General features: G+C 53.5%; 15 protein-coding genes. 11 read left to right on the top strand and 4 right to left on the bottom strand.

The genetic code is table 11. The annotated features are described in order from the left end of the window. Positions 1-26: 26 nt before the first annotated feature. Complete coding sequence (locus KNP71_RS03745) at positions 27-803, bottom strand: sporulation protein (protein WP_029595283.1); 777 nt, start codon at positions 801-803, stop codon at positions 27-29. A 99-nt stretch (positions 804-902) separates the two neighbouring features. Between KNP71_RS03745 and KNP71_RS03740 the strand changes: the two genes are divergently transcribed. The 8 genes from KNP71_RS03740 (at position 903) to KNP71_RS03705 (ending at position 6,655) form a co-directional block, all read left to right on the top strand. Further along, positions 903-2,087, top strand: a complete 1,185-nt coding sequence (locus KNP71_RS03740) for a class I SAM-dependent methyltransferase (protein WP_029595284.1) — start codon at positions 903-905, stop codon at positions 2,085-2,087. Positions 2,088-2,121: 34 nt separating this feature from the next. After that, positions 2,122-2,550 (top strand): BrxA/BrxB family bacilliredoxin, encoded by a 429-nt coding sequence (locus KNP71_RS03735; protein WP_214830030.1) that lies wholly within the window; start codon positions 2,122-2,124, stop codon positions 2,548-2,550. A 55-nt stretch (positions 2,551-2,605) separates the two neighbouring features. After that, positions 2,606-2,947 carry a DUF952 domain-containing protein gene (locus KNP71_RS03730; protein ID WP_021067681.1) on the top strand — a complete coding sequence of 114 codons (342 nt, stop codon included), beginning with the start codon at positions 2,606-2,608 and terminating at the stop codon, positions 2,945-2,947. A 183-nt stretch (positions 2,948-3,130) separates the two neighbouring features. Beyond that, positions 3,131-3,919 carry a transporter substrate-binding domain-containing protein gene (locus KNP71_RS03725; protein WP_029595285.1) on the top strand — a complete coding sequence of 263 codons (789 nt, stop codon included), beginning with the start codon at positions 3,131-3,133 and terminating at the stop codon, positions 3,917-3,919. A gap of 56 nt (positions 3,920-3,975) precedes the next feature. After that, the gene (locus KNP71_RS03720; protein ID WP_021067679.1) at positions 3,976-4,635 is read left to right on the top strand and encodes an amino acid ABC transporter permease; all 660 of its coding nucleotides are present in this window, start codon (positions 3,976-3,978) and stop codon (positions 4,633-4,635) included. After that, positions 4,632-5,354 (top strand): amino acid ABC transporter ATP-binding protein, encoded by a 723-nt coding sequence (locus KNP71_RS03715; RefSeq protein ID WP_029595286.1) that lies wholly within the window; start codon positions 4,632-4,634, stop codon positions 5,352-5,354. Before KNP71_RS03720 ends, KNP71_RS03715 begins: the two co-directional genes overlap by 4 nt. Before the next feature lie 39 nt (positions 5,355-5,393). Continuing rightward, positions 5,394-6,068, top strand: coding sequence for a metal-dependent hydrolase (locus tag KNP71_RS03710; protein WP_021067677.1), 675 nt, complete (start codon positions 5,394-5,396; stop codon positions 6,066-6,068). Further along, on the top strand, positions 6,068-6,655 hold the full coding sequence (locus tag KNP71_RS03705; protein ID WP_242678914.1) for an HD domain-containing protein: 588 nt from the start codon (positions 6,068-6,070) through the stop codon (positions 6,653-6,655). The genes KNP71_RS03710 and KNP71_RS03705 overlap by 1 nt, the downstream gene beginning before the upstream one ends. 32 nt (positions 6,656-6,687) lie before the next feature. Here the strand turns inward: KNP71_RS03705 and fadH are convergent, their stop codons facing one another. Next, positions 6,688-7,452: a 2,4-dienoyl-CoA reductase gene (gene fadH / locus KNP71_RS03700; protein WP_251132739.1), complete on the bottom strand. Its 765-nt coding sequence runs from the start codon at positions 7,450-7,452 to the stop codon at positions 6,688-6,690. A 93-nt stretch (positions 7,453-7,545) separates the two neighbouring features. Next, complete coding sequence (locus KNP71_RS03695) at positions 7,546-8,625, bottom strand: N-acetylglucosaminidase (RefSeq protein WP_235045193.1); 1,080 nt, start codon at positions 8,623-8,625, stop codon at positions 7,546-7,548. 68 nt (positions 8,626-8,693) lie between these two features. On the opposite strand from KNP71_RS03695, the gene KNP71_RS03690 reads away from it, so the two are divergent. Both KNP71_RS03690 and KNP71_RS03685 read left to right on the top strand, forming a co-directional pair. Then, positions 8,694-9,683 carry an aromatic acid exporter family protein gene (locus KNP71_RS03690; protein WP_021067673.1) on the top strand — a complete coding sequence of 330 codons (990 nt, stop codon included), beginning with the start codon at positions 8,694-8,696 and terminating at the stop codon, positions 9,681-9,683. A gap of 179 nt (positions 9,684-9,862) precedes the next feature. Further along, the gene (locus KNP71_RS03685) at positions 9,863-10,993 is read left to right on the top strand and encodes a M20/M25/M40 family metallo-hydrolase (protein ID WP_029595289.1); all 1,131 of its coding nucleotides are present in this window, start codon (positions 9,863-9,865) and stop codon (positions 10,991-10,993) included. 44 nt (positions 10,994-11,037) lie between these two features. On the opposite strand, the gene KNP71_RS03680 is transcribed toward KNP71_RS03685, so the two are convergent. Further along, on the bottom strand, positions 11,038-11,211 hold the full coding sequence (locus tag KNP71_RS03680; RefSeq protein WP_021067671.1) for a hypothetical protein: 174 nt from the start codon (positions 11,209-11,211) through the stop codon (positions 11,038-11,040). A gap of 75 nt (positions 11,212-11,286) precedes the next feature. Between KNP71_RS03680 and rnz the strand changes: the two genes are divergently transcribed. Then, positions 11,287-12,192, top strand: a complete 906-nt coding sequence (gene rnz / locus KNP71_RS03675) for a ribonuclease Z (RefSeq protein WP_131471245.1) — start codon at positions 11,287-11,289, stop codon at positions 12,190-12,192. Position 12,193: the final 1 nt, after the last annotated feature.

Here is a 12,193-nt window from a genome sequence, read left to right as displayed (position 1 = left end):
CACGGAATTGTCCGTGGCAACATGGTTCAGATGGAACGTTCAATCAACGCTTCGATATCGCGGCGAATTCGTTCGGGCGAAGTGAGCTCGGCGTTCGTGTAGCTGAGGCGGTGTGTCGATTCGTCGGTCCCGGTCAAGTCGGCGAACAGGCTGCCGAGATTGTGGACGCTCTTGTCGACTTGAATCAATAAATCTAACGACGATTCTGTTTGGAGCATGACGACTTCGAGCTCATCGAGTTTACGTCCGTAGCTCGTCCCGTTCGGCGAGTATTCGAGCTCTTGGGCAATCGGGAGACGGCCGGAACGATGGCGGGCCGGAAGCATCTCCGTATCGGCCTTCTTCAAGCGGAAGCCGATGTCGTCGAGCACGTCGAGGACGACCTGCTGGGCCTGGTTCGGTTTGACGAGAATCGAGTCCTCGTCTTTCGGGTCGACGGCCTGGGCGATATCGAGACCGGTCTCGATCCACGATTTCGATTGGCTGACCGAAATCGGCGTGTTGAACGGCACGTCAATCGTGAACGGGATTTCCTTCACTTCTTCGGGATCGATCATGAACGGCGCTTCGTTCAACAAAATCTTCTCGATCGTGAACGTCGAATACGTCGTCTTGTCGTTCACCTCATGCTTATAGAGCGTGTTGAAGAAGATGTAAATCCGGTCGACCGATTGCTCGGTGCTGCCGCCCTTGATATGGACGACACCATTCAGTGTCCCGCCTGGCACACAGGCACTCTCTTCGAGTCGCGTATCCACCGTCGCGGCGCCGATTCCAATCGATGATAATAACTTTTTGAACATACAATGATCCTCCTTTGACGTTTGCACGTGTTCGTGTAATAGTATGTACGAATACACGTGAACAAAAGTTTCGAAACTATTGAAAAAAGGATGAACGCAGTGGAATATACAGCATTAACCGAACGGCTGGCTGATGTGATTCGCCAGAACGAGCTCGTCACAGCGACAATCAGTCAACCGCGTCAAAAGTCGAACGATTTACGCCGGGTCAAATTGAAGCCGGTCCTGTTGAAAGGCGAGTACCATATACAATTCGAATACCAATTTGAACGGGTAATGAAACATAAAAATCTCACACCGGACGAGGCGGTCATCGAACTCGATGAATTGCTCGAGACGTTCCGCCAAGGACAGTTCCAGTTGAAGGCGTCCGAGTTCCACTTTCAACTGTCTAAAAAGTTCAAAGTGACGTTCAAGGAGCGCGAGACGGCCGTCAAACAAGTGAAGCTGAGTCATAACCGCGAGAAGCAGTACCTGTTGCCGCTCGATGAGCCGGTACCGTTCCTCATCCGACTCGGCGTCCAGTCCGAGGATGGGAAAGTGAAACGCCAAAAGTATGACAAGTTCAAGCAAATCAACCGCTTCCTCGAATTTATCGAAGACTCGATCAAACATTTACCGACCGACCGGACCATCCGGATTCTCGATTTCGGCTCCGGGAAGTCGTATTTGACGTTCGCCCTCTATCACTTCTTGCATGAGATGAAAGGCTATGACGTCCATATCACCGGGCTCGATTTGAAGAAAGAAGTCATCGAGGAATGTGCCGGGATTGCGCGCGACCTTGGGTATGAACGTCTCGAGTTCCTCGTCGGTGACATCAATGAGTTCGAAGGGGAGACGGCGGTCGATATGGTCGTCACACTTCATGCGTGCGACGTCGCAACGGATATGGCGCTCGCTCGGGCCGTGCGTTGGGGGGCGAAAGTCATCTTGAGCGTGCCGTGTTGTCAAAAAGAATTGAACCGTCAACTTGAGGCACCGAGCCTTGACGTCATGTTGCAGCATGGACTCATCAAAGAACGGTTCGCGGCGCTCGCCACCGATTCGATTCGGGCCGAATTACTTGGACTCGTCGGCTATGAGGCGCAACTCCTCGAGTTCATCGATATGGAGCACACGCCGAAGAACATCCTCATCCGGGCCTATTTGACGAACCGGGAAGCGACCGCTGAAGCGCGGGCCCGCTATGTGGCCTTCAAGACGCTGTTGAACGCGACACCGTTCCTCGAAGGACAATTGAGCGATAGACTTGTCCTAACCGATCCACTAGACGTAAAATAAGAAAGAACAGACGCAAGTCGAAAGGGGAAACAATATGGATTTTCAATTATACTTTCAAGATGTAGTCGAACAAGCTCGCAATGAGGTACGCTCTGCAGGTTACACAGAACTCACCACACCGGAAGAAGTCGACGCGGCGTTAACGAAAGAAGGCAACACGCTCGTGCTCGTCAACTCGGTATGTGGCTGTGCCGGTGGCATCGCTCGTCCGGCAGCAGCGTACGTGAATAAGATGGAAGGCGTCAAACCGGACCAGTTCGTGACTGTGTTCGCGGGTCAAGACCGTGAAGCGACTGACCGCGCCCGTGAATACTTCGAAGGTTACGCCCCGTCGTCACCATCGATCGCGCTGTTAGAAGACGGCAATATCGTCACGATGGTCGAACGGAGCACAATCGAGTCATCAACGGCCGAAGAGCTCGTCGAGCAGTTACAGACGTTGTTCGATATTTACTACGCCTAAGAAGTGAGCGCAGAGGCATTGCCTTTGCGCTTTTCCTTAAGAAGGGATCGATGAGATGGAACCAGTCGTCAAAATCATGAGCGAGGCCGAATATACGATTGCTTTGTCGCGCGGCGAGATCAACGAGCCGACCCTCCAAACGGAAGGGTACATTCGTTGTTGCACCCCGCAACAGATCGGGAAATTCGTGCGTCGACATTATCATGGGGAGCGAGTCGTGCTCGTCTCGTTCCATGTCGGACGTCTCGGCAGCCTGCTCCACTATGAGTTTGACGAGGACGGGGAACGCTATCCCCACGTGTATAGCGCCATTCCCATCGCTTCGGTCAAACGAGTGCAGCCCTACGGCTCTCGGGACAATGGTACGGTCACTTATTTTGCTTACGAGCGAATGTGACCGTATTTTTTTTAGATTTTATGCATGAATATACTTTACAAGTAATAATTATGTGTATATAGTGGTTGAAGAACAAGTCGGACATATGATGAGTCAGAGAACAGTTGAGCAACATTCACATATATGTCATAATTTTGTTAAAGTTCTGATAATTTCATCCTATTGAAGAAAGGGACGATGAACATGAAAAAAGGTTTTCTAGCATTATGTATCGCAAGCCTAGCCGCTTTTACTGTAGCCTGTGGGGCAGACGTGAACGAAGGAGGTTCGACATCGACCGATGAAGATGACAAAGTCATCGTCATGGGGACGAGTGCGGACTACTTCCCATATGAATTCGTCGATACGGCGAACGGGGATGAGATTGTCGGATTCGATATCGATATCGCCAAGCAAGTGGCCGAGAACATGGGCTACGAATTGAAAATTGAAGACATGGACTTCGGGAGCCTGCTCGGGGCGCTCAACGCCGGTCGTGTCGATTTCGTCATGGCGGGTATGACACCGACAGAAGAACGGAAAGAGAACGCCGATTTCTCAGACATCTACTTCACGGCGAAGAACTTGATTTTGTCAAAAGGGGATGCCATCCAGTCGCTTGAGGACTTGGACGGGAAACAAGTCGGGGTCCAACTCGGATCGATTCAAGAAGGGATTGCCAAAGAGCAAATCCCGGGTGCTGAAATCGTCGCCTTGAACAAGATTCCAGAGATTATTCAAGAAATCAAGACCGGCCGCATCGATGCGATGGTCATCGAGGACACGGTCGCGAAGAAATATCTCGATCAAGACAGCGAACTCACGACGTTTGAAATCGTCGACGAGGAAGAGGCCGGTTCAGCCGCTGCCTTCCGTAAGGACGACGAGCTCCGTGATCAGTTCAATGAAGAGTTGAACAAGATGATCGATTCAGGAGAAATCGAGAAGTTGGCTCAAAAATGGTTCGAACAAGAAGCTGCACCAGCTGAATAAAGATTGTAGAAGGCTGACTGAAAGCATCAGTCAGCCTTTTTTAGGAGGAACTCACAATGGATTTTAGTCGGATTTATGATTCTATCCCGTATATTCTCGAAGGGATTCCCGTCATGTTCCAAGTCGTGCTCGTCTCGGCCTTGTTCGGGATTACGCTTGGCGTCGTCGTCGCCACATTCAAAATCGTCCCAAACCGTCTCGTCAACTTCATCGGGCACGCCTATACGGCCGTGTTCCGCGGAACCCCGCTCATCTTGCAACTCGCGATCATCCACTTCGGATTGCCGCAGTTGACCGGATATATCACGACGCCATACCAATCGGCCGTCATCGCCTTCTCACTGAACTCGGCGGCGTATATCTCGGAAATCATTCGGGCCGGGATTCAAGCGGTCGATAAAGGCCAGTGGGAAGCGTCGGATGCCCTTGGCGTCCCGTACGTCAAACAACTGCGATCAATCATCTTGCCGCAGGCGTTCAAAAACATCTTGCCGGCCCTCGTCAACGAGATGATCACGCTCACGAAAGAATCGGCGCTCGTCTCGACGGTCGGTGTGCTCGACATCATGCGCCGGGCGCAAATCGTCGGTGGGCAAAAGGCGATCTACTTTGAACCGCTCCTGTTTGCCGGTGTGATATACTTTACAATAGTGATGGTGTTGACGTATCTTGGTCAACGTCTAGAAAAACGGCTTAGAAAGAGTGATGGCAGATGATACAAGTAAACGATTTATACAAACAATTTGGTGACCTCGAGGTCCTCAAAGGCATTACGACATCGATTGAGAAAGGGGAGGTCGTCGCCGTCATCGGTCCGTCCGGTTCGGGGAAATCGACGTTCCTCCGTTGCTTGAACATGCTCGAGGTGCCGACGTCTGGAACGGTCAGCGTCGCCGGCTATGAGCTCACGAAAAAAGGGGCGAACGTCTCGAAAGCACGCCAAAATATCGGGATGGTGTTTCAACAGTTCAACTTGTTCCCGCATATGAGCGTGCTCGACAATTTGATATACGCGCCGATCAACGTCTTGAAAGTGAGCAAGGCCGAGGCGATTGAACGGGCGAAAAAGCTCCTCGAACGGGTCGGATTGTCCGAGAAAATCGACGCCTATCCGAGTCAACTGTCGGGTGGACAAAAACAACGTGTCGCGATCGCCCGGGCGCTCGCCATGGAGCCGAACGTCATGTTGTTCGATGAGCCGACGTCAGCGCTCGACCCAGAGATGGTCAACGAAGTGCTCGATGTCATGAAAGGGCTCGCCGAGTCTGGGATGACGATGGTCGTCGTCACGCACGAGATGGGCTTTGCCCGTGAAGTGGCGGACCGTGTCCTCTTCCTCGACGAAGGCATCTTGATGGAGGAAGGCAAACCGGCCGACTTGCTTCTCAACCCGCAAACCGACCGCGCAAAACGCTTCTTAGAAAAAGTCTTATAACTGAAACGATCCATCTGACACCAGAAAGGGAGGATTTCTATGAAGATCACCTACTATGGCCACGCGACCGTGCAACTCGATATCGACGGGACATCCGTCTTAATCGATCCGTTCCTGACGAGCAATCCGCATACGGACGTCGACCCGGCGAGTGTCAAAGCAGACTATATCTTGCTCACCCACGCCCATTTTGACCATATCGAAGACGTCGAATTGATTGCGAAACAGACGGGCGCAACGATCGTCGCGACACACGAGCTGGCGACATATTATGAGAAGAAGGGTTTTTCGGTCCACGGCATGAACATCGGGGGCGGCCATTCGTTCGCGTTCGGCCGCGTCACGATGACGCAGGCGTTCCATAGCTCGAGTCTCGACATGGGCGACATCCCGGTTTATATGGGAATGCCGGGCGGGTTCATCATCGAGACGAACGCACTCACGGTGTACCACGCCGGGGACACGGCGCTATTTTCGGATATGAAACTGTACGGCGAACGCTTCGAGATTGACGTCGCCTTCCTCCCGATCGGGGATAACTTCACGATGGGACCGGTCGACGCACTCGATGCGGCGCACTGGCTCCAAGCGAAACGAGTCGTCCCAATCCATTTTGATACGTTCCCGCCCATCAAACAAGACGCACGGGCGTTCTGCGATCAATTGCACCAACGTGGTCTCTTGATTGAGCCGAACACGACGATTGAGATTTGATGATGCATCCAGCGGTGCTCGAGACCGAACGGTACGTGGCGAAGCTGCATGCCGGAGACCATACCGGCCATGATATGGCCCATCTCGACCGCGTGCGCCGTTTGACGACGCATCTCGCGGAAGGCGAAGCGGTCGACGGTCTCGCTTTGACGCTCGCGGCGCTCTTGCATGATGTCGAGGATGAGAAGCTTGGACGTGATAAAGGTCTCGTCGCACGTCACCTTGACACGTTACCGATCGACCCCGAACAACGGGCTCACGTCCTGACGATGATTGACGAGTCGTCCTTTTCAAAAGGACGGTCCCCGTCGTCACGTGAGAGCGCGATGCTGCAAGACGCCGACCGGCTCGACGCGATTGGGGCAATCGGCATCGCCCGGACGTTCCAATTTGCCGGCGCACGTGGCAATAGCCTCCACGGCGAGGGTGACTCGAAAAGCGCGATCGCTCATTTCGAGGAGAAGTTGCTCCGGCTCGCGAATCAAATGCATACGGAACGGGCGAGACGAATCGCCCGGGACCGCCACGCGTTCATGGTTACTTTTTTGGACCGGTTCGAAGCGGAATGGACAGGGCAAGACATATGAAACGGCCGAGGAATCCCTCGGCCGTTTTTTGGTTAGAACGGATGTTTATTTAGCCAATGGCCACCGTCGAGGGAAATGCATTCCCCGTTCAAATAGCGCATCTCGTCCGACGCCATCCAAAAGGCGAGGTCGGCAATCTCTTCCGGTGTCCCGAACCGTCCGAGCGGCACATTGCGGCGGATGCGCTCGACTTCTTTGACGTGGACGGCTAGTTTGTCGGCTCCACCTGTCCGCTCGATTGGCCCCGGGCTAATCGCGTTCACACGCGCCCCGAACTGATATCCCCATTCGACGGCGAGCGTTCGCGTCAAATTGAGCACACCGGCCTTGGCGGCCGCGCTCGGTGCGACACCGGCGCCCGCTTGCCAGGCATACGACGCGACCATGTTGATGATGGAGCCGTCACGCAGTTGCTCCCGTTCCCAATGCTTGCCGAGCACGTGGGTGCAGTTGAACGTCCCGTTCAAGACGATGTCGATGACGCTCGTCCATCCGTTCGGCGTCAAGTCGAGCGTCGGGCAGACGAAATTACCGGCAGCGTTGTTAACGAGCGCGTGCACTGGACCGAACCGTTCAATGATTTGATCGAGCGCAACGGCACACCCCTCATAGTCACGCACATCGTGTTGCACGGCTATCGCCGCTCCGGCCCCGATGGTCTCCAGTTCGCCCATCGATTCTTGTAGCCGCTCCTCGTTGCGGCCGCTGATGGCGACGTTCCAGCCCTCGGTCTTGAATTTTAGCGCCATCGCCTTGCCCATCCCCGATGAGCCACCTGTGATCCAAATCGTTTTCATACAAATCCCCCTTTGAAATGAATGGTCGTTCAGTTTATGTATTCGCTCAGCGAAGGGGGGATTCCTGCAAAAAAAGTGACGGCCGTTGGGCCATCACTTCAACTGCTCTAAATAGGTCAATCCGAGTTCACGGTCGATGCGATACATCGTCCCGGCGACTTTCTCGCCCCAATACGGGTCCGAGGCGTAATTGACGTTGACGCCTTCTTGTTTATTGCCAGGGAACGGTCCTCGGTCATAGGCGCCCGTCACGTACTTTTCGGCGAATAAACGAGCCGCCGCATCGATGCTCGCCTCGACAGACGGATAGGAGGCCGCATTTCCGCTCGGGTCGTTGTCGGTCGCCTGGAAGCCGAACAAGTTATTCTTTTCCCGGGCGATGGCTGACGTACCGAATCCGGACTCGTGTCCGGCGACGGCCATGAGGAACAAGGCGTTGATGCCGAACTCTGCCTCGGCATCTTTGAAGGCGTCGCCTTTACCAGCGAGCGGGCTGTCGTCGAGTGAGCCGAGGAAGGCGTCGAGCTCGCGAGCCGAATACGGTGCCTTCGACGCGATCGAGGCGAACTGGTATGGCGAATCGAACACGTCGCGCACGTCCTCCGTATAATAGCGGTCGGACGACTGTTGCGGCGCCGGTCCGACGAGGAACGTCCCGGCCAAGTTGCCGTTCGCCTCGACGGTATGGAACACTTGTCCGTCCCGCATCTGATAGAAGCCGCGACGCTCGACGACGGCGTCCGGATAAAGCGTCATGTCGGCCGGCTTCACGTAGACGTCGGCGCCGGAAATGTTCACCAACAAATGCTTGTCGGCCGTCTGCACGAGACGGAGGCGGGTCCCGCCGGCGACATACGACTGCCGTTTCTTAAACTCGGCGTCTTGATACAAGTTCGTGATTCGGTCGGTCGGGGTGACGGCGATACCGGTACCTATGAAGTCGATGACGTCGCCTGACGCATCGAGCAGGGCCCGGTTGCCCCCACGTTCCATATAGTCCCGCGCCTCGTCGAGTGACTCAAATGATCGGGTCGAGACGTCCCCGCTGTCATAGGTCTGAACGGTATACGAGCCGCTCGGACGGTCTTGGAGCCAAAGGAAACCTAAAACGGCGAGGGCGAGCGTGAGCAGCGTGGGAATCACGCCACGTTTTTTTCTTTTCAATACGATCACTTCCAAACATATGGATTGCCAAACGGAACAAACTAGTGAACAATTTTGTGAGAGAGGAGGAGATATTTATGAAAATCGGATCACGCACGCTCAAGACTGCGGCGGCAGCCGGGATCGCCATGCTCATCTCCGAGACGATTCATCTCGATTACTACGTCTTCGCAGCCATCATCGCCATCCTCAGTATTCAGGAGACACGGAAAAAGTCGTTTCGGGCTTCCTATGAGCGGGTCATGGCCAGCCTGATTGCAATCGGCATGGGGGCATTGATGTTCACCTTGCTCGGTTATTCACCGGCGACGCTCACACTTTATTTTGTCATGTTCATCCCGCTCGTTCAACAGCTCAAACTGCAGGACGGCATGATCACGAGTGTCGTCATCTTGACCCATCTATATACGGAAGGGCAGTTCTCGCTAGATTTGTTCGTGAACGAGCTGTTATTGATCGCCATCGGCGTCGGGGTCGGACTCGTCGTCAACATGTATATGCCGACACTTGATAAAGAGATCGAGCGCATCAAAGACAATATCGACCGGGCCCTCGCCGTTCACTTTTATGATGTGGCCGCCTGTGTCGAGACGGGCGTCTATAACGACCATTCGATGATGCTCTTGAAGACGCGGGATTATTTGAAACAAGGGAAAGACCTCGCGCTCCGTCGCATGGGGAACTCGATTGGGAAGCGGAACGAGGACATGGATTACCTGTACTTCCGAATGCGGGAGCGGCAATATGACATCTTGAAGCGCATCGCCGAGAACTCACGGGAGATCACGATGGTCGTCAATGAGGCCAAACCGGTCGCGACGTTCCTTCGGCGCGTCGGCGACAACGTCAACCAACGGGCCGACGCTTCGACGTTCCTACGGGAGCTCGAAGAGACGATTGAGCATTATCGAAAAAACGTACCCCTCCCCACGTCGCGTGAGGAATTTGAGGTACGTTCATCGTTATTAAATATTTTGTCGGACGTGAAGAGCTACTTGATTTTAAAAGAGCGGTATATCCTGCTGTTACAGGAACATGGCCACCCCGGACAAAAACGTGCTCAATAAAAAGATGGATACGATGACGACGACACCGATTTGAATGATGCGTTGACGCTTTTTCTGTTTCTTACTCATGACGTTCCTCCAAATGTGTTTGTCCTCATTGTACAGAATGGAAAAGGTTCGTGCAAACGGCACGAGTTTGTTATAATAACCTAGAAATGTTTGGATGGAGGGATGTTTTCATGGTAAACGAGAAACGAGTGCTTGACACATTTTTACAACTGGTCGGGATCGACTCAGAGACGAAAGAAGAAGCAGTCATCTGTGAGCATTTAAAGGCGGTCTTCACAGAGCTCGGATGCGACGTCTATGAAGACGATGCGTCGACGAAAACGGCTCATTCAGGTAACAACTTGATTATTACGCTACCGGCGACGAAACAAGGCGTCGACCCGATCTATTTCACGGCGCATATGGATACGGTCACACCTGGTAAAGGGATCAAGACGAGTATTCAAGACGGTTACGTCGTGACGGATGGGACGACCATCCTCGGGGCGGATGATAAAACCGGATTGACGGCGATGATCGAACTCGTTCGCGTGTTGACGGAACAAGCGATTCCACACGGTCAAATCCAGTTCGTGATCACAGTCGGAGAAGAATCTGGGCTCGTCGGGGCAAAAGTGCTCGATCTTTCGAAAATTGATGCGAAGTTTGGATTCGCGCTCGATTCGGATGGCCCGGTCGGCGACATTATCGTCGCAGCACCGACTCAGGCGAAAGTGAACGCCAAAATCTATGGCAAGACGGCTCATGCCGGTGTAGCCCCGGAAAAAGGTGTATCGGCGATTCAAATCGCGGCGAAAGCAATCGCGAAGATGAAGTTAGGTCGCATCGATGATGAGACGACGGCAAACATCGGACGCTTCGAAGGCGGCCGTGCCACGAACATCGTCTGCGACTACGTCGAAGTCCTCGCCGAGGCGCGTTCATTGATTCATGAAAAGATGGAAGCACAAGCCGAAGCGATGAAACAAGCGTATCTTGACGCAGCTGAAGAACATGGCGGACGTGCGGAAGTCGACATCGACATCATGTACCCAGGCTTTAAGTTCGAAGAAGGGGACGAAGTCGTCGAAGTGGCGAAAGCAGCCGCGACAGCGATTGGCCGTCCAATTCGAATCTTGCATTCGGGCGGCGGTTCTGACGCCAACGTGATTGCCGGCGGTGGGATTCCGACCGTCAACCTTGCTGTCGGATATGAAGAAATTCATACGACGAACGAGCGTATGCCACTCGTCGAACTGTACAAGTTGGTTGAATATGTCGTTCAAATTGTCGAGCTCGTCGCGACACCTAAAACGAAATGAAAAAGAGCCGACGTGATGTCGGCTCTTCCTATGTGTTCGAGCTATTATGCGGCGAACTCCAACGATTCTAAAACGAGTTCGTCTGAACAGTGAAGTTCCATCGCTATGTCGTGAATGAGGATTGAGGTGCCTAATTCTTGTTGGTGTTTGCGATTCATTGAAGTCGCCCGTTCCCGGATCTGTTGATAGATCGAGTCGGAATGTTCAACTTTCTTCATCACGGATCACATCCTTTTTCAACGATTGCCTACAGTATAGCATGGAATGGACGACAAGAAAGGACAATATTATTTATGAAGTTACAATTTTTAGGAACTGGCTCCGGTATGCCGTCGAAACAACGGAACGTCTCGGGGTTGGCACTTACGCTTGCGAAACAGACGTGGCTTATCGATTGTGGCGAGGCGACCCAGCACCAAATGTTGCATACGAAAGTCAAGCCGCGCAAAGTCTCAGCCGTCTGGGTGACACACCTTCACGGGGATCACGTCTTCGGTCTGCCCGGGTTTCTGTCGACGCGCTCGGCGCTCGACGGATCGAGCCCGCTCACCTTGTATGGACCGAAAGGCATCAAGAAATGGCTCGAGTTGACGATGAAAGTAACCGGTTCTTATCTCGGCTATGATTTGACGATTGTCGAGTACGAGGACGGCGATACGTTCGAACAGGACGGGCACATCGTCACGGTCAGACGGCTTGAACATCGCTTTCCGTCTTATGGATTCCGCATCGAAGCGCCGGAACGACCGGGCGCATTGCTCGTCGAAAAAGTGAAGGCGCTCGGCATCCCGAGCGGACCGATTTATCGGACGATCAAGCAGTCTGACACGTTCGAGTTTGAAGGGAAAACGTACGCCTCTAAAGAATACGTCACTGACGCGGTTCCCGGACCGGTCGTGGCGATTCTAGGCGATACGGTCCCTTGTCCGAACGCAGCCATCCTCGCCACTGGCGTCGACGTGCTCGTTCATGAAGCGACGTTCATGCAAGCAGAGGCGAAACTCGCCCGACAATACGGCCACTCGACGACAGTTGAGGCGGCAACGCTCGCAAAAACGGCGCAAGTTGGCCGTTTGATTGTCACGCATATCTCGGCCCGCTATCAAGGTCGAGACGAGGCGTTTGTGGATGAAGTGCGCACCGTGTTTCCAGACAGCCATGTAGCGACTGACTTCTTCGAGTTTACAGTGGGGGATTAAC

This window comes from Exiguobacterium sp. s56, assembly GCF_018618255.1.
Classification (GTDB): domain Bacteria; phylum Bacillota; class Bacilli; order Exiguobacteriales; family Exiguobacteriaceae; genus Exiguobacterium; species Exiguobacterium chiriqhucha.
The sequence above is the reverse complement of the archived record's forward strand: the minus strand, read 5'-3'. Positions and strand labels throughout refer to the sequence as shown.

Bases quoted from the DNA above. Each gene is read 5' to 3' on its own strand.
- KNP71_RS03745 (WP_029595283.1), bottom strand. From the start codon at position 803: ATGTTCAAAAAGTTATTATCATCGATTGGAATCGGCGCCGCGACGGTG.
- KNP71_RS03735 (WP_214830030.1), top strand. From the start codon at position 2,122: ATGGATTTTCAATTATACTTTCAAGATGTAGTCGAACAAGCTCGCAAT.
- KNP71_RS03730 (WP_021067681.1), top strand. From the start codon at position 2,606: ATGGAACCAGTCGTCAAAATCATGAGCGAGGCCGAATATACGATTGCT.
- KNP71_RS03725 (WP_029595285.1), top strand. From the start codon at position 3,131: ATGAAAAAAGGTTTTCTAGCATTATGTATCGCAAGCCTAGCCGCTTTT.
- KNP71_RS03720 (WP_021067679.1), top strand. From the start codon at position 3,976: ATGGATTTTAGTCGGATTTATGATTCTATCCCGTATATTCTCGAAGGG.
- KNP71_RS03715 (WP_029595286.1), top strand. From the start codon at position 4,632: ATGATACAAGTAAACGATTTATACAAACAATTTGGTGACCTCGAGGTC.
- KNP71_RS03710 (WP_021067677.1), top strand. From the start codon at position 5,394: ATGAAGATCACCTACTATGGCCACGCGACCGTGCAACTCGATATCGAC.
- KNP71_RS03705 (WP_242678914.1), top strand. From the start codon at position 6,068: ATGATGCATCCAGCGGTGCTCGAGACCGAACGGTACGTGGCGAAGCTG.
- fadH (WP_251132739.1), bottom strand. From the start codon at position 7,452: ATGAAAACGATTTGGATCACAGGTGGCTCATCGGGGATGGGCAAGGCG.
- KNP71_RS03690 (WP_021067673.1), top strand. From the start codon at position 8,694: ATGAAAATCGGATCACGCACGCTCAAGACTGCGGCGGCAGCCGGGATC.
- KNP71_RS03685 (WP_029595289.1), top strand. From the start codon at position 9,863: ATGGTAAACGAGAAACGAGTGCTTGACACATTTTTACAACTGGTCGGG.
- KNP71_RS03680 (WP_021067671.1), bottom strand. From the start codon at position 11,211: ATGAAGAAAGTTGAACATTCCGACTCGATCTATCAACAGATCCGGGAA.
- rnz (WP_131471245.1), top strand. From the start codon at position 11,287: ATGAAGTTACAATTTTTAGGAACTGGCTCCGGTATGCCGTCGAAACAA.